This window comes from Streptosporangium pseudovulgare, assembly GCF_014648055.1.
Taxonomy (GTDB): Bacteria; Actinomycetota; Actinomycetes; order Streptosporangiales; family Streptosporangiaceae; genus Streptosporangium; species Streptosporangium pseudovulgare.
This window is the reverse complement of sequence record NZ_BMQJ01000035.1, coordinates 23,462-38,695: the sequence shown is the minus strand read 5'-3', so window position 1 is coordinate 38,695 and position 15,234 is coordinate 23,462. Positions and strand designations below refer to the sequence as shown.

At 71.7% G+C, this 15,234-nt stretch carries 15 protein-coding genes; 3 read left to right on the top strand and 12 right to left on the bottom strand.

The features are described from left to right. From iolB to IEZ10_RS37040, 6 genes are all read right to left on the bottom strand, one after another. Window positions 1-622, bottom strand: a 622-nt coding sequence (iolB, locus tag IEZ10_RS37065) for a 5-deoxy-glucuronate isomerase (protein WP_189251171.1), incomplete at its 3' end; no start/stop codon positions are given. Further along, the gene (locus IEZ10_RS37060) at window positions 619-1,494 is read right to left on the bottom strand and encodes a Cgl0159 family (beta/alpha)8-fold protein (protein ID WP_189251170.1); all 876 of its coding nucleotides are present in this window, start codon (window positions 1,492-1,494) and stop codon (window positions 619-621) included. The genes iolB and IEZ10_RS37060, both read right to left, overlap by 4 nt. Beyond that, the gene (iolC, locus tag IEZ10_RS37055; RefSeq protein WP_189251169.1) at window positions 1,487-2,509 is read right to left on the bottom strand and encodes a 5-dehydro-2-deoxygluconokinase; all 1,023 of its coding nucleotides are present in this window, start codon (window positions 2,507-2,509) and stop codon (window positions 1,487-1,489) included. Before iolC ends, IEZ10_RS37060 begins: the two co-directional genes overlap by 8 nt. Continuing rightward, a complete protein-coding gene (locus IEZ10_RS37050) occupies window positions 2,506-3,345 on the bottom strand; it encodes a sugar phosphate isomerase/epimerase family protein (protein WP_229812044.1) in 840 nt (279 codons plus the stop codon). Before IEZ10_RS37050 ends, iolC begins: the two co-directional genes overlap by 4 nt. Next, window positions 3,342-4,313: a Gfo/Idh/MocA family protein gene (locus tag IEZ10_RS37045; RefSeq protein WP_189251168.1), complete on the bottom strand. Its 972-nt coding sequence runs from the start codon at window positions 4,311-4,313 to the stop codon at window positions 3,342-3,344. Before IEZ10_RS37045 ends, IEZ10_RS37050 begins: the two co-directional genes overlap by 4 nt. 184 nt (window positions 4,314-4,497) lie before the next feature. Next, entirely contained in the window at window positions 4,498-5,241 is a 744-nt protein-coding gene (locus tag IEZ10_RS37040; protein ID WP_229812043.1) for a GntR family transcriptional regulator, read from the bottom strand. A gap of 208 nt (window positions 5,242-5,449) precedes the next feature. Here IEZ10_RS37040 and IEZ10_RS37035 point away from each other — a divergent pair, with 208 nt between their 5' ends. Then, complete coding sequence (locus IEZ10_RS37035) at window positions 5,450-6,622, top strand: ABC transporter substrate-binding protein (RefSeq protein WP_189251166.1); 1,173 nt, start codon at window positions 5,450-5,452, stop codon at window positions 6,620-6,622. 219 nt (window positions 6,623-6,841) lie between these two features. Here the strand turns inward: IEZ10_RS37035 and IEZ10_RS37030 are convergent, their stop codons facing one another. The 6 genes from IEZ10_RS37030 to IEZ10_RS37005 form a co-directional block, all read right to left on the bottom strand. Continuing rightward, window positions 6,842-8,116 carry a phytase gene (locus IEZ10_RS37030; RefSeq protein WP_189251165.1) on the bottom strand — a complete coding sequence of 425 codons (1,275 nt, stop codon included), beginning with the start codon at window positions 8,114-8,116 and terminating at the stop codon, window positions 6,842-6,844. Between the two features lie 202 nt (window positions 8,117-8,318). Then, window positions 8,319-8,612, bottom strand: a complete 294-nt coding sequence (locus IEZ10_RS37025) for an antibiotic biosynthesis monooxygenase family protein (protein WP_189251164.1) — start codon at window positions 8,610-8,612, stop codon at window positions 8,319-8,321. A 346-nt stretch (window positions 8,613-8,958) separates the two neighbouring features. Beyond that, entirely contained in the window at window positions 8,959-9,786 is an 828-nt protein-coding gene (locus tag IEZ10_RS37020; protein WP_189251163.1) for an FAD binding domain-containing protein, read from the bottom strand. A gap of 2 nt (window positions 9,787-9,788) precedes the next feature. Beyond that, complete coding sequence (locus tag IEZ10_RS37015; protein ID WP_189251162.1) at window positions 9,789-12,167, bottom strand: xanthine dehydrogenase family protein molybdopterin-binding subunit; 2,379 nt, start codon at window positions 12,165-12,167, stop codon at window positions 9,789-9,791. Beyond that, a complete protein-coding gene (locus IEZ10_RS37010; RefSeq protein ID WP_189251161.1) occupies window positions 12,164-12,625 on the bottom strand; it encodes a (2Fe-2S)-binding protein in 462 nt (153 codons plus the stop codon). Before IEZ10_RS37010 ends, IEZ10_RS37015 begins: the two co-directional genes overlap by 4 nt. 5 nt (window positions 12,626-12,630) lie before the next feature. Further along, window positions 12,631-13,377 carry a type 1 glutamine amidotransferase domain-containing protein gene (locus IEZ10_RS37005; RefSeq protein ID WP_189251160.1) on the bottom strand — a complete coding sequence of 249 codons (747 nt, stop codon included), beginning with the start codon at window positions 13,375-13,377 and terminating at the stop codon, window positions 12,631-12,633. A 194-nt stretch (window positions 13,378-13,571) separates the two neighbouring features. On the opposite strand from IEZ10_RS37005, the gene IEZ10_RS37000 reads away from it, so the two are divergent. Next, window positions 13,572-14,711, top strand: a complete 1,140-nt coding sequence (locus IEZ10_RS37000; protein ID WP_189251159.1) for a low temperature requirement protein A — start codon at window positions 13,572-13,574, stop codon at window positions 14,709-14,711. Window positions 14,712-14,880: 169 nt separating this feature from the next. After that, on the top strand, window positions 14,881-15,219 hold the full coding sequence (locus IEZ10_RS36995; RefSeq protein ID WP_179822213.1) for a nuclear transport factor 2 family protein: 339 nt from the start codon (window positions 14,881-14,883) through the stop codon (window positions 15,217-15,219). Window positions 15,220-15,234: the final 15 nt, after the last annotated feature.

Here is a 15,234-nt window from a genome sequence, read left to right as displayed (position 1 = left end):
CGTCGCCGCCCGCCACCTCCGTCAGCGTCTCGTGGCCGCCGTAGACCCGCTGGTAGCCGGGCCCGCCCTCGAAGTAGTAGATCTCCTCCAGCACCGCCTCGCACGCCGAGGCGGTGTCGTGCTTGTGCGGCGGGTAGGACGACCAGTTGCCGCCCGGGGTCAGCACCTCCACCGCGACCAGCCGGTCGCAGTCGAAGGCGTCCGGCGAGCAGAAGTTGTTGACCTGCCGGGTGGCCTGCCCGGCCCCGCGGATCTCGACGGGGACGTCGCGGGCCGCGCCGTACCGGACCGGCAGGGAACGGGTGGCGCGGGCCGAGGGGAGCGCGACGCGGCCCGAGCCGGTGATCCGGACGGACGTCCCGATCGGCAGGTAGGCGAAGTCGGTCACCCCGTCGAAGACCGACGCGCGCCCGGACAGCGACAGCCGCCGGCCGGCGGCGACCACCTCGCAGGGACCCGACAGCGGCAGGACCAGCATCTCCTCGTCGCCGGTGTCGAACTCCACGTGACCGTCCGCCAGGTCGGCGACCCGCAGTCCCGCGTAGGTCCAGCCGGCCGTCCCGGGAGTGATCTCCACCGTCCACGGGGGCGCGGCGGCGGAGCCGCTCGGGATGTACGTCATGCCGCCTCCAGAAGGCTCACCGCGGCGTCCACGGCCGCCGCCACGTCGTCGTCGGGCGGATAGAGCAGCGCCCGGCCGACGACCAGGCCCCGCACGCCGGGCAGGCGCAGCGCCTTGTCCCAGGTGTCGAGCATCCGGTCGGGCCCGGGGTCGCCGCCGAGCAGCATGACCGGCAGCGTCGTGGCGGCCAGGACGCGTTCCATGTCCTCGACGACCGGGATCTTCAGCCAGGTGCGGGCGGAGGTGGCGCCGAGCCCCTGGCCGACGCTGATGGCGTGGATCATCGCCTCCGGCGACAGGTCGTGCCGCACCACGCCCTCGACGCGCTTGGACCAGAACGGTTCGACCATCGCCATCAGGCCGTGCCGGGCCAGCCGGGTGACGGCCTGCCCGCAGCTCGCCAGCGTGGCCACGGTCGAGGTGTCCTCCAGCCCGATCCGGCAGAGCATCTTGCCGCCGTCGAGGCCCATCTCCACGAGCGAGTCGGCGTCGTAGGCGGTGAAGCGGTCGTCGAACTCGAACGCCGCCCCCTGCACGCCGCCCCGGTTCATCGAACCGATGACGATCTTCTCGTCGAGGGCGCCGAGCAGCAGCAGGTCCTCGACGATGTCGGGGGTGGCCAGCAGTCCGTCCACGCCCGGCCGCTCCAGCGCGGTCATGAGCCGGTCCAGCAGGAGGGTCCGGTTCTCCATGGCCATCGGGTGGCCGGCCGCGCCGAGGGCCCCCCTGGCCGGGTGGTCGGCCGCGATGATCAGCAGGCGGTCCCGGCCGGTCAGCAGCGGTCTGCGCCGGCGCGCGGCGGCCGCCTCGGCCACCCGTTCCGGGTGCCAGGCCCGATCGTCGCGCAGGCGGCGGTAGTGGTCCTCACGCATTCGCGACGTCTCCTCGCAGGGAGCCGGCCGGCGAATCCGGGGATCCGCCCGCCAGGACGGCCTCGATCTCCTCCACCGTGGGCATCGCGGGGGCGCACGCCAGCCGTCCGGCCACGATCGCCCCGGCCACGTTGGCGAAGCGCAGCGTCCGCGCGAGCGGCCAGCCCGCCAGCAGACCGTGGCAGAGGGCGCCGCCGAAGGCGTCGCCCGCCCCCAGCCCGTTGACCACCTCGACCTCGACGGGCGGTATCTGCACCGTCGTGTCGGCGGTCATGCCCAGCACCCCGGCCGCCCCCTGTTTGATGATTGCCAACTCCACTCCCGCGTCCAGCAGAGCCCGTCCGGCCGCGTGGGGATCGCGCGTGCCGGTGGCGACCTCGGCCTCGTCCAGATTGCCGACCGCGACGGTCACCTGTCCCAGTGCCGCGCGCACCCGTTCCCGGGCGGTCTCCGCGTCCGGCCAGAACATCGGCCGGTAGTCGAGGTCGAGCACGGTGTGCCGGGCCCGGCCTCGCGCCCGCCAGGCGGCCAGGTGCGCGCCGAGCGACGGCTCGGCCGACAGTCCTGTCACGGTCGTCCAGAACAGCGCCGACGCGGTGACCGCGGGCAGGTCGAGCTCCTCCGGGAGGATCTCCAGGTCGGGGGCCTTGGGGTGGCGGTAGAAGTAGAGCGGGAAGTCGTCCGGCGGGCGGATCTCGCAGAACGTCACCGGGGTGGGCAGGTGCGGCACCGCCGTGACGTAGCGGTCGTCGACGCCGTACTCGGCCAGCGCGTCGTGGACGAACTCCCCGAACGGGTCGGCTCCGGTGCGGGTGATCACCGCGCTGGAGCGGCCCAGCCGGGCCGCGGCCACGGCCACGTTGGTGGGGCTGCCGCCGAGATACCTGCCGAAGGACGTGACCTTCCGCAGCGGCACGCCCACCTGCAGCGGGTAGACGTCCACCCCGACCCGTCCCATGGTCAGCACCTCGAAGGCGGGGGGCGGCGTCCCGGGCCCGTGCGCGGGGGCGCTCATGCGGTGATCCCCCGCAGGAAGGCCAGGCTCGCGCGGACGTCGCCGGCCGGGTCCGCGTCCTCGGAGGCGAGGACGACGTCCTGCTCCATGACGTACCAGCCGGCGTATCCGGCCGCGGTCAGGCCGGTGACGATGCCGGCGATGTCGACGTCCCCCTGGCCGAGCGGGCGGTAGATCCCCGCCCGGACCGCCTCGGTGTAGGTGATCTCACCGGCCCGGACCCGTCCGGCGAGCGCGGCGTCGACGTCCTTGAGGTGGGCGTGGGCGATCCGGCCGGGGGCCCGGCGGACGACGTCCAGCGGGTCGGTCCCGCCGGCCAGGAGATGGCCGGTGTCCAGGCAGAGGGGGACCTCGCTGCCGTCCAGCACCCGGTCCACCTCCGCGCGGGTCTCCACCATGGTCCCGATGTGCGGGTGCAGGGTGACCGGCCGGGACGTCTCGCGGTGGATCCGGTCCAGGTTGCCCAGGAGCGTCCGCCAGCCCTCGGCGTCCAGGACGGGGCGGGCGTCGTAGCCGTCGGCGCCGGTGGCGGCGGCCAGGACGACCACCGCGTCCGCCGGGAAGGAGGCCAGTACGGCGCGCAGCTCCGCGAGCGGGTCCCGGTCGGGGTCGTGCAGGACGACGGGGACGAATCCGCCGATCGCCTGCAGGCCGTACCGGTCGAGCAGCCGGGCGCGGTCCTCCGGTTCCGGGGGCAGGAACCCGTCGGGGCCCAGTTCGGTGGCGGTCAGGCCCAGCTCGGCCATCTCCGCCAGAACTCGGTCCGGGGTGAGCTGGAGGCCCCAGCCGGGCACCTCGCACACGCCCCAGGAGATGGGGGCGGCGGCGATCCTCACTTGGCAACCTCCAGGAGACGAACCGGACGATCGGTACGGCGGGACAGATCCGCCGCCTCGGCGATGTAGAGGGCGGCCAGGGCGTCCTGGACCGTGCAGGGGCTCTCGCGCTCGCCGCGCGCCGCCGCCAGGAACGCCTCCATCTCCGCGACGTAGGCAGCGTCGAACCTGGTGAGGAAGTCCGGCCACGGCTCGCCGCCCGGGGTCAGGCCCTCGACCGAGCGCAGCGGGGCCCGGTCGCCGAGCCCGACCGCCCAGGTCGCGCGGGTGCCGGCGATCTCCATCCGCACGTCGTATCCGGCGCCGTTGTAGCGTGAGCCCTGCAGGGTGACCAGCGTGCCGTCGTCCATGGTCATCAGCGCGGAGCTGGTGTCGACGTCACCGGCCTCGGCGAAGAAGCCCTCGCCCCGGTTGGCGCCCGCCGCGTAGACGACGTCCACCTCGTGCCCGGTGACCCAGCGCAGGATGTCGAAGTCGTGGATGTGGCAGTCGCGGAAGATGCCGCCGGAGAGTGCGACGTATTCGGCGGGCGGCGGCGCGGGGTCGGCGGTCACCAGGTGCACGCGGTGCGCGTCGCCCAGCTCGCCGCCGTGCAGCGCCTCGCGCGCGGCGGCGTAGCCGGCGTCGAAACGCCGCTGGAATCCGATGTGCACAAGGGTGCCGCTGCGTTCGACGGCCTCGGCCACCCGCAGGGTCTCCGCCACGCCGGGCGCCACGGGTTTCTCACAGAACGCCGGCACTCCCAGCTCGCACGCCCTGAGCAGCGCCTCCGCGTGGGTCGACGTCGGGGTGGCGATCACCACCGCGTCCGCGTCGAAGGGGTCGGCGACCCGGGCCCCGAGCCGCGCCGCCACGTCCTCGGCTCTGGCCCGGTCGACGTCGGAGACGACGAGTTCGTCGGCGAGCGTCGAGAGGGTGGTGGCATGGAAGAGGCCTATCCGACCAAGGCCCAGCAAACCCACACGCATGATGGCTCCTCGTCCAGGGGACTCCAGTTCTAAACGACCATCAAGAACTAGTCAATAGTTTGTCCTGACATTCGGATGAACTGACATCCGGCGAAGCCACCGGGCGCCGTGCGGCCGGCGCCCCGCCCGGCCGCCCCCGGCGCTCCGCGCCTCCGTGCCCCCGCACTCCCGCGCTCCCGCGCCCTCAGCGTTCCACGAGCGTGACCTCCAGTGCGTAGTGGGAGGCCCGGTAAACGTGCGAGCCGTGCTCCACGGCCCGGCCCTGGTCGTCGTAGGTCGTGCGGACCATCGTCAGCAGCGGGCAGCCGCGGCGCTCCTCCAGCAGACGTGCCTCGGCCGGGGTGGCGGTACGGGCGCCGATCCGCTGGTTGGCGACCCTCATCCGGACGCCGGCCGAGCGCAGCAGTTCGTAGAGCCCCCGCGCCTGGAGCGCCTCGGCGGTCAGGGACGCCACACCGGCCGGCAGCCAGTTCTGCAGCAGGGCGAGCGGCTCCCCCGAGGCGTACCGGATCCGCTCCAGCCGGAGCACCGGGGTGCCCGGCGCGACGCCGAGGACGCCGGCGACGTCCTCCTCCGCCGGGACCGTGTCGATCGACAGCACCCGGGTCTCCGGCTGCTGACCGGCCCGGCGGAGGTCGTCGTAGAGGCTGGTGAGCTCGACCGCCCGCTTCACCTGGCCGTGCACGACCTGGGTGCCGACGCCGCGCTTGCGGACCAGCAGCCCCTTGTCCACGAGGTACTGGATGGCCTGGCGGACGGTGGGGCGCGACAGTCCCAGCTGGTCGGCGAGCTGCACCTCGTTGTCGAGCCGGGTGCCCGACGGCAGCTCACCGTTCTGGATGGCCTCCGCGATCCGTTCGGCCAGCTGGAAGTAGAGCGGAACGGGGCTCGATCGATCGAGGTCGATGTCCAATCTCGTCACAGTCACAGGAAAACGGTAACTGACATCAGAATGTCCTGACCAACGGTCAAACCGCCCAACCTCGCCCGGTTACGGAAGTGTTCCGGATGCCGCAGGTAAGTAAGTATGTCTTGACAAATTATTCACATGACGTTCATCGTTGAGCAACCGCGGCGCCGGATCGGGGGCTCTGGGCGGCGCCCACCACCCCGAGAGGCAAGAGGAGTGACGCCACTTGAGGCGTACCCGGAAGATCGTGCCCATGGCACTGCTGGCGCTGGCCGTCGCGGCCTGCGCCCCCTCCACCGCCACCGACACCCCGTCGGCGGCGGCGACGGCCGCCCAGCCGCTCCCCGCGGCCTCGATGGACGCGACCCTCGATCTGGACGCCCTGGTCGCCGCCGCCAAGAAGGAAGGCAGCCTGCTGGTCTACGACTCCAGCGGTGACATCGAGGAGGTGGCCAAGGCGTTCACCGCGAAATACGGCATCGCCATGGAGGGGGTCAAGTCCGACACCCCGCAGACCGCCGAGAAGATGATCAGGGAGCACGCCGCGGACAACGTCACGATCGACGCGGCGATGTACGAGGACGGCGGGGTCCTGGTGGGCCAGCTGATCCCGCAGGGCGTGGCGCAGACCTGGGTGCCCGCCGACCTGAAGGAACAGATCCCGGCCGAGAGCCGGAATCCGCTGCTCGCCCTTTCCAAGGCGACGGTCTTCGCCTACAACCCCAAGCTCTCGCCCGACGGGTGCCCGGTGAAGAACGTGTGGGACCTGACCGAGCCGGAGTGGGCCGGCAAGCTGGTGATGCAGGATCCCCTGGGCAAGCCCACCGTCCTGTCGTTCTTCACCCAGCTCGACGCGCACGGCAACCAGGCGCTGCAGGAGGCGTACCAGGCGAAGTACGGCAAGCCCCTGGAGATCAAGGAGAAGAGCGCCGCCTACGAGTGGATCAAGCGGGTGGCGGGCAACCGGCCGGTGCTGACCGGCTCCGACGAGGACATCTCCGGAGCGGTGGGCGCGCCCAACGCCACCGACAAGAAGATCGGCTTCATGTCGATCTCCAAGTTCCGCAACAACGAGGACAAGGGGTACGCCCAGAAGACGTGCGAGGGCATGGCGCCGTTCGTGGGCTTCAGCTACCCCAAGTTCGTCGGAATCGCCTCCAAGAGCAAGCACCCCAACGCGGCCAAGCTGTACGTCCACTTCATCATGACCGAGGAGGGCGTCAAGCACGAGATCGGCGAGGGCGGCGTCTCCGGCAACAGCACGGTCAAGCCGCTGGTCGTCCCGCCCGGTCTGCCCGACTGGCAGGGACAGCTCTTCCACACCGATCCCGCATCGCTCCTCGGCGACCTGCGCGGCCGTCAGACCGTCTCCGACTTCTGGCGGGTCAACCACGGCTGATCCGGCGGCGGGCGGGCGACGCACGCGCAAGGGGAGCACCCCGGTGGGGGTGCTCCCCTCCTGGCGTCCGGCCCCGACCTCCGGAGCCCGGCCCCGACCTCCCGGAGCCCGGTTCCGGTCTTCCGGCGTCCGGCGTCCGGTCCCGAGCCGGGGCGGGCACGCGACGGCCCCCGGTGCCGGGGCACCGGGGGCCGTCGTCACTCAGGTCACTCAGGTCACTCAGTCACGCGGGTCCCAGCCGTCGGTGTCCACGTCCAGGTCGAGCGGTTCGGCGATGTCCTCCCAGGGGGTGAACTTGAAGTTCGTGATCTCCCGGTCCGGCTCGGCCGGCGTGTTCTCGCCGTCGTGCGCGACGAACAGCCCCTCGTCGAAGTCCCCCAGCGGGACGTTCAGCACGGTGGAGCCGTCGCTGTGCTCGACGCCGTCGATGCCGTCGTGGTCACCGACCCGGAACTGCCCCAGGTAGGTGTTCGTCCCCTCCCTGCGGTAGGCGGCGAAGGTGCTGTCGCCCTGGCTGGAGGCCAGCAGGTAGCCCTTGCCGTCCTTCCGGTAGTAGATCGTGAGGCCCTCGGCGTCCGCGGTCAGGTGCCGGCCGCCGTAGCCCGGGTCCGCGCCGGGGGTGCACTCATCCGTCACCGGGTCGTAGGTGCCCGGCACGCCGTACTCCCGGACCTTGTCCACCAGCGTGGGGGTTCCGGTGAGGTCCGCCCGCATCCGCCAGATGCCGACGTCCTCCTGGGCCGCGTAGAGGACGTCCTTCTCCTGGTCCACGACCATGCCCTCGACCTGCGGCTGCACGCCGGGCTCCAGGCAGGGCGTCCACGTCCGGCCGTTCGGCAGGGTGAACGACGTGGGGAGGTCCAGCGTCCTGACGAGCTGGTATCCGATCTTGCCGTCCGGCTTGGAGAGGAGCTTGACCAGGCCGACCGAGGTCTTGTGGCGGCGGCTGACCAGCGCGTAGGTGCCGGTCGAGTCCTTCCAGGTGGCCAGGCCGTAGGCGGTCTCGGCGTCGTTGACCTGCTGCTGGGTGGTGTTGAACACGAACGGCGCGGCCGGGTCGGTCACGTCGGTGAGCCGGCCGTTCGAGATGGCGTAGATCCGAAGCTTGTCCTGGCCGCGGTCGGAGACGACGGCCAGGTCCCGCCTGCCGAAGTCGTAGACGACGTCGACGTTGTTGAACCGCCCGACCTCGTCGTCGGGCCCCGGGGCCGCGGGCGCGGGAAGGTGCTGCACCTGCCGCCCGTCGAGGTCGTAGACGAAGAGTCCGGCCTTCTTGGCGGTGGCGATCACCACGCTCTCGTCGTCGTCGGAGGGGTTGACCCAGATCGCGGGGTCGTCGCCGTTGGCCTCGCCGCCCGCCTCGTCGTCGTACAGGGCGGGGGTCTCCACCTTGGCCGCCACCGACGGGACGGCCCGGCCGGACGCGGGCATCGCCAGCCCTCCCGCCAGCGAACAGGTGAGGGCCGCCAGAAGAAGCCTGGACAGGGGACGCATCGCGCCTCCTCATTTGGGGGGATGTTCTTGCCCACGAACGTAACGACAGATTTACTTCAAATCAATAGGACGTACATATGTCATGACATAAGGACGCAAGATGATCCCTGGCGAGCAGGGCGGTGGGGTGGGCAAGACGGCTGCCGGGACGTCGCCGGCCCGCCCGCGGAAGCCGGGCGGGCGTGGCCGGCGGTCCCGCGGGTCACGCCTTCGTGATCACCGGCCGGTAGTGGCGCATCTCCTCGATGTCCGACACGTAGGGCCGGATCTCGGTGAAGAACTCCCCGAAGAACTCACTCCGGCGGAAGCCCTGCATGTGGTCCTCCTCCGAGGTCCAGACGATGCGCAGGATGTAGGTGTCCGCCGCCTCGGTGCACTTCGACAGCTCGTAGTCCAGGCACCAGGGCGACTTGCCCAGCGGCACGACCGCCCGCTGGTAGGCCGCCTCGAACTCCCCGGGGTCGGGGACGCGGTAGCGGATGTACTCGACGATCATGTTCAACCTCCGGTGGGATGCGGAGCGGCCTCGGCGACCCGGCGGGAGATCCGCGTGTCCGGGTCGTACGGCCCGGCGCCCCGGCGGGGCGCGAGCGTGGAGCACAGCGGCCGGCGCGCCCGGCACCTCGTCGTCAACGGGCGCGTGACCGACCCCGTCACCCTAACGAACAGATCGTCTCCGCACCCGGGGAACCGGCTGTGACCCGGGAGAACACCGCGGCTCAGATAACCGTCCCGGACCGGGCGACCCACGGCCCGGGGAACCGGCCCGCGCGGCCCGGTTCCGTCCCGCGTCCCCGGCCGGGCCGTACCGGGGACGCGGGGGAAGACGCCGGGATGGCCGGTCAGGCCGGGTCCCGGTCGCGGGCGCGGGCGACGGCCCGCCGGGTGAGCACCCGGGCCAGGTGGGCCCGGTACTCGCCCGAGGCGACGTCGTCGGACTCGAAGACGCCGTCGAGCCGGGGCTCGGCGCCGTTCCCCGGGGCGGCCGCCGCGGCGTCCTCCAGCGCGGGGACCCGGCGGGCCGGGCCGGGTCCGCCGCAGACGGCCACCCGGCAGGCGCCGACCGCGCCGCCGGGGCGGAAGGTCACGCCGACCGCCACGCCGCAGAGCGAGGAGAGCGCCGCGGGTTCGGCCAGCCTCTCGTAGGCGCCCTGGGCCGTCGTCGCGGGGATCTCCACGGCGACGATCACCTCGTCGCCCGCGGGTCCCTCGCCGGCGAGGAGCCGCTCGACGGAGACGCGGCGGGACCGCGCGCCCCCGCTGCGCAGGTGCAGCCCGGCCTCCAGGGCGATGAGCGCCGCGGCCACGTCGGCCCCGGCGACCACCGCGCCGCCCACCGTCGCCCGGTTCCTGACCTGGGCGTCCGGCATGGCCGCCGCCGCGTCCGCGAGCAGTCCCCCGGCGTGGGAGCCGCGCACCAGCGGGTCGGCGACCAGGTCGGCGATCGTGGTCGTGGAGCCGATCTCCAGCCCGCCGTCCGGGCCGCGGCGCACACCCCGCAGCTCGTCCAGCCGCCCGAGGTCGACCAGCAGCGGGATCCGCCGGGCCCGCCGCTTCATGTCGAGGATCAGCCGGTGCCCGCCGCCCATGGGGCGGGCGCCGGGGGTGGCGCGCAGGGCCTCCAGCGCGTCGTCGAGGGTGGCCGGCGCCGTGTAGTCCAGCAACTCCATGATCAACCCTTGGCCTCTCGGATGGCCCGCCAGATCTTCTCGGGGGTGTACGGCATGTCGAGGTGCCGGACGCCCGCCTCGCGCAGCGCGTCGCACACGGCGTTGGCCACGGCCGCGGTCACCGGCACCGTCGCGATCTCGCCGGCGCCCTTGACGCCGAGCGGGTTGTGCGGCGACGGCGTCTCCGTGGTGTCCATCACGAACCGCGGGATGTCGTGGGCGCGGGGCATGGCGTAGGTGGTCAGGTCGGCGGTGAGCAGGGCGCCCGTCTCGTCGTAGCGGGCCCGCTCCATCAGGGCCTGTCCGAGGCCGTGCGCGATGCTGCCCTCGAACTGGCCGTTCACCACCAGCGGGTTGCCGATGGGGCCGACGTCGTGGACGGCGACGTAGCGGACGATCTCCAGCTCGCCGGTGGTCTCGTCGATCTCGACGACGGCCAGGTGCGAGCCGTACGGGTAGTTGAAGTCGGGCGGGTCGAAGAAGGTCGTGACGTCGAGGGTGGGCTCCATGCCGGGGGGCAGGCTCCAGCCGTACCACAGCGCCATGGCCATGTCCTGGAAGGTCTTCGACGCCCCTTCCCTCCCCGGCACGGAGAACGTTCCATCGGCGTACTCGACCTGGTCCTCGGGCACGCCGAGGAAGTGGGCGGCGGCCGTCCTCATCTTGGCGATGACCTGCCGGGCCGCCAGGGCGAGGGCGGGTCCGCCGACGCTGTAGGAGCGGCTGCCGTAGGTGCCCTGGCCGTAGGGGGCCTTCTGGGTGTCGGCCTGGAAGATCGTGACGGCGGACGGGTCGATGCCGAGCTCGGAGGCGACGATCTGCGCGAAGGTCGTCGTGTGGCTCTGCCCGGTGGAGGTGGACCCGATGGTGGCCGCGACCTCGCCGTTGGGGTGGACGCGGATGTTGGCGCTCTCCCAGGTGCCACCGAGCATGCCCTCGGCCTGCATCCGGGTGGAGGGGCCCACCCCGCAGATCGCCACGAACGACCCGATGCCGACCCCGAGCAGCTTGCCGCGCTCGCGCGCCTCGCGCCGGAGGACCTCCAGCTTGGAGTAGTCGGCGAGCTCCAGGGCGCGGCGCAGCGCGGCGGCGTAGTCGCCGGAGTCGTAGGTCCAGCCCAGGCCGTTCTCGTAGGGGAACCGGTCCGGCGGGACCATGTTGCGCAGCCGGACCTCGGCGGGGTCGGCGCCGATCTCCTTGGCGTACAGGTCGAGGACCCGTTCGGTGATCGTGGTCGCCTCGGCGCGGCCCGAACCGCGCTGCGCGCCCAGCGGGACCGTGTTGGTGAAGACCGCGTGGACCTCGCAGAAGGCGTTCGGGATGGCGTAGGGGCCGGTGACGCTCCGGCCCATCAGCGCGGTGGCGACGCCGGGGCCGATGGTGGAGGGGTAGGCCCCGAGGTTGGCGTAGCTGGTGCAGCGCAGCGCCGTGATCCGGCCGTCGCGGGTCCCGGCGAGGGTGACGTGCTGGAGGTGGTCGCGGCCCTGCACGGTGGAGCGCATCAGGCCCTCGCGGGTGTCGGCCCACCGCACCGGCCGGCCCAGCGTGCGGGCGAGGAAGAGCACCAGGGGCATGTCGGGGTAGAGGTAGCCCTTGGTGCCGAAGCTGCCGCCGATGGGCGGGGCGATGACGCGGAGCTTGTTGAACGGGATGCCGAGGACCAGCGCGGACAGCAGGAAGCGGTGGTTGTGCGGCGACTGGGTGGTGGCGTAGAGGGTGTACTCGTCCTTGACCGGGTCGTAGTCGCCGACGGCGGCCCGGGGCTCCATCGGGTTGTTGATCGTCCGCTGGTTGTACAGGTCGAGCTCGACGACGACCTCGGCCTCGGCGATGGCCGCGTCGGTGCGCTCGGCGTCGCCGCAGGTCCACAGGGCGTTGAGGTTGCCGGGCACGGCGTCGTGGAGCTGCGGGGCGCCCTCGGCGAGCGCCTGCCGCGGCGTGGTGACCGCCGCCAGGGGCGTGTAGGCGACGGCGACCTTCCGCGCCGCGGCCCTGGCCTGCTCGGCGGTCTCGGCGACCACGGCGGCGACGGGCTCCCCGATGAACCGCACCACGCCCTCGGCGAGGACGGGGCCGGCGCCGGGCACGCCGTACGGGTGGGGCGGGAAGTGGCTCTCCACCCCGCCGGGGATCCAGATGCACGGCATCGGCATGAGCTTGCCGGCGAGGTCCTCGCCTGTCACGACGGTGACCACGCCGGGCATCTCCCGGGCCTCGGCGGTGTCGATCCCGTCGATCCGCGCGTGGCCGTGCTCGCTGCGCACGAACTCCATGTGCAGCATGCCGGGGAGGCGGAGGTCGGAGGTGAACGTCGTGTCGCCCCGGAGCATCGCGGGGACGTCGCGGTCCTTGAGGCCCGCGCCGAACGTCTCGGTGGTCATGACTTGTCCTTCACCGCCTTCTGCACGGCGCGCACGACGGCGCCGTACCCGGTGCACCTGCACAGGTTCCCCGCGATCCCGGCGCGGATCGCCTGCTCGTCCGGTGCGGAGTCGCGTTCCAGGAGGTCGGTCAGGGACATGACCATCCCGGGGACGCAGAAGCCGCACTGCGCTCCGTGCTCCTCCCACAGGGCCTCCTGCAGGGGGGTCAGCTCTCCGTCACCGGAGAGGCCCTCGACCGTGGTGACCTCGGCCCCGTCGGCCTGTACGGCCAGCATCTGGCAGCTCTTGACCGAGCGGTCGCCGAGCCGTACCACGCAGGTGCCGCACTGGCCGGTGTCGCAGCCGACCTTCGCGCCGGTCAGTTCGCAGGTGTCGCGGAGCAGGTCCACGAGGAGGACGTTCGGCGGGACGTCCTGCTCGACGCGGTCTCCGTTCACCGTCAGGGTGATCCGCATGGTCGTCACTGCGCCGTGGCCAGGCGCTTGGCGAAGGCGTCCGCCAGCGCCGACGACGAGTAGGGGTTCTGCCCCGTGATGAGGTTGCGGTCCTCGACGACGTGGGAGTCCCAGATCGCCTCCGCCTTCTCGTAGCGGGCGCCGAGCCGTTCCAGTTCCATCTGCAGGACGAAGGGGAGCTGGCCCGCCATGTCCGTGACCATCTCCTCGTCGTGGGAGAAGGCGGTCATCCGGTAGCCCTCCAGCGGCCAGCGGCCGCTGGAGTCGCGCAGCGGCAGCAGCGCCGACTGGCCGTGGCACACGACGGCCAGCGGCAGGCCGAGTTCGAGGATCCAGCGGACCACGCGGGCCAGGTCGGAGCTGTGCGGCATGTCCTCCATGGCGCCGTGCCCGCCGGAGATGTAGACGCCCGCGTATCCGGCGAGCCGTTCGCGGGTGATGCCGGCGACGTCCGCCGGCGCCTTCAGCGCCGGAAGGGAGCCGATCACCTGTTTGTAGTGCTCGACGTTCTCCTCGTCGTGGTCGGGTGAGCCCTGGGGCCTGGTGAGGCCCACCACGTACGGCGTGAGGCTGCCCTCGTCCGGGGTGGGCGCCTCACCGCCCACCGTGGCGATGTCGACGTTGTGGCCCTCGGCGACGAGGCGCTCGTACGGTACGACGAACTCCTCGGCCCAGAACCCGGAAGCGTGCTGCCTGCCGTCCAGCAGGCCGAGCGTCTTCGCCTTGGTCATCAGAATGAGGACGTCGGCCATCTCGGTCACTCCTTCTCTTTCCGGGCATTTCAAGCACACGATGGCGGCAGTTCCGAAAGGCGGCAATGGCGGGACGGAGCGGCGGGCGCACTTGATTAGCTAGAACGCCGGACTTCATGACCTCGGCAAAATACTGCCGGGAATGGCGTGGGTAGATGTGGTCCCGAGGGGACGGCCGATCGACAATCGTCCCCATGAAGTTTCCACTCCCCCAATGGTTCACCGAGCGGGTGGACCCCGTCCCCGACCACGAAGAGCTGCGGGTTTCCACGATCGAGCTCTTCTTCGACCTGGTCTTCGTCTTCACGGCCACCCAGCTCACGGTCCTGCTGGCCGCCGACTTCGGCAGCCTGCCCCAGGTGCTGCTGATGTTCGGCGTCATCTGGTGGATGTTCGCCAGCTACGCCTGGGTGACCAACGCCGTCCCCCCGCTGCGGGTGGCCCGCCGGTTCTTCATGCTGCTGGCGATGGCCGGCTGGCTGATCATCGCGCTGGCCGTGCCCGGGGCCTTCGCCGAGAAGGGCACCGGCTTCGCGATCGGGCTGTTCGTGATCGTCGTCGTGCACGGCCTGATGTACCTGCAGTCGACCTGGCGCTTCCTGCGGATGTTCACCACGAACCTGACCGGCGCCGTGCTGATCCTGCTCGCGGCGCAGGCCGACGGCGGGCTGAAGTACGCCCTGTGGACGGCCGCCCTGCTCGTGATGTGGATCTCGCCGTACCTGACCGGCCAGGAGGGGTTCCCGCTGCACCCCGGCCACGTGGCCGAGCGGCACGGCCTGGTGGTCATCATCGCGCTGGGCGAGTCCGTCGTCGCCATCGCGGTCGGCATCGGCAACGGGCACGGCCCGCTGGACGCGCCGACGATCGGGACCGCGCTGATCGGGCTGGCGCTCAGCGCCAGCCTGTGGTGGGCGTACTTCCACGCCGACCTGGAACGGGCGGAGCAGGCGCTGGTCGTGGTGACCGAACAGGTACGGCGCACCCGCCTGGTGCTGTTCGGCTTCTTCTACGCCCACATGCCGATCCTGCTGGGCATCATCGCGGTGTCGGCCGGGGTGAAGAAGGCGGTCGCGCACCCCGGCGACCCGCTGTCCATCGGCGCGCGGCTCGCCCTGGCCGGCGGGGTGGCCGCCTTCCTGCTCGGGTCGGCGGCGTTCCGGGCGATCCTGGGGCTGCCGGGCGGGCGGGCGCGGGCGCTGACCGGGCTTCTGGCGCTGGTCACGATCCCGGTCGGCGGGGTGTCCGCGGTGCTCCAGCTGGCCCTCGTCGCGGTGCTCCTGGGGGTCGCGCTCGTCGTGGAGGAGCGGTCCGACCGCCTGCAACCTGTGTGAATGTGGCGGCAAACTTCCAGAAGTATCCCCCTATTTCTAGACAACCTCCCCTAAATCGCGTTTCCGTGAGGAAGCACGGCCGATGCGAAAAACGGTCATCTCGAAGCGCCGCCGGTTCCGGTCTCAACCGGCGTGAAGCGCGGTACCCACTGACAGGTAGGGGAGAGAAATGTCTGCTACGCAACTTCCGGCGCTGCTCGACAAGCAGATCGGACAGCTCAAGGCGCACGACCTCGACGCGATGATGAACAACTACCACGAGGACGCCGTGGTGATGCGGCCCGGCGCCGTCGCCCGGGGCCGTGAGGAGATCAGGGACTTCTTCGCCGAGTACCTGAAGATGAACCCGCAGATCGAGGACATCATGACCGCCGACGGCACCGAGGACATCATCCTCTACTACGCGACGATCAGGATCGGCGACCAGGCCCACAAGGACGTGGGCACCTGGGTGCTCAGGGACGGCCTGATCTGGCGGCAGACCGCCGTCCTCGTCTCCGAGGACTAGCAGCAGGCACCCCCA

What these genes read in the sequence shown, in the direction of transcription:
- IEZ10_RS37060 (WP_189251170.1), bottom strand. Translation starts at nt 1,494, where the DNA reads ATGCGTGAGGACCACTACCGCCGCCTGCGCGACGATCGGGCCTGGCAC.
- iolC (WP_189251169.1), bottom strand. Translation starts at nt 2,509, where the DNA reads ATGAGCGCCCCCGCGCACGGGCCCGGGACGCCGCCCCCCGCCTTCGAG.
- IEZ10_RS37045 (WP_189251168.1), bottom strand. Translation starts at nt 4,313, where the DNA reads ATGCGTGTGGGTTTGCTGGGCCTTGGTCGGATAGGCCTCTTCCATGCC.
- IEZ10_RS37030 (WP_189251165.1), bottom strand. Translation starts at nt 8,116, where the DNA reads ATGCGTCCCCTGTCCAGGCTTCTTCTGGCGGCCCTCACCTGTTCGCTG.
- IEZ10_RS37025 (WP_189251164.1), bottom strand. Translation starts at nt 8,612, where the DNA reads ATGATCGTCGAGTACATCCGCTACCGCGTCCCCGACCCCGGGGAGTTC.
- IEZ10_RS37020 (WP_189251163.1), bottom strand. Translation starts at nt 9,786, where the DNA reads ATGGAGTTGCTGGACTACACGGCGCCGGCCACCCTCGACGACGCGCTG.
- IEZ10_RS37015 (WP_189251162.1), bottom strand. Translation starts at nt 12,167, where the DNA reads ATGACCACCGAGACGTTCGGCGCGGGCCTCAAGGACCGCGACGTCCCC.
- IEZ10_RS37010 (WP_189251161.1), bottom strand. Translation starts at nt 12,625, where the DNA reads ATGCGGATCACCCTGACGGTGAACGGAGACCGCGTCGAGCAGGACGTC.
- IEZ10_RS37005 (WP_189251160.1), bottom strand. Translation starts at nt 13,377, where the DNA reads ATGGCCGACGTCCTCATTCTGATGACCAAGGCGAAGACGCTCGGCCTG.
- IEZ10_RS37000 (WP_189251159.1), top strand. Translation starts at nt 13,572, where the DNA reads ATGAAGTTTCCACTCCCCCAATGGTTCACCGAGCGGGTGGACCCCGTC.
- IEZ10_RS36995 (WP_179822213.1), top strand. Translation starts at nt 14,881, where the DNA reads ATGTCTGCTACGCAACTTCCGGCGCTGCTCGACAAGCAGATCGGACAG.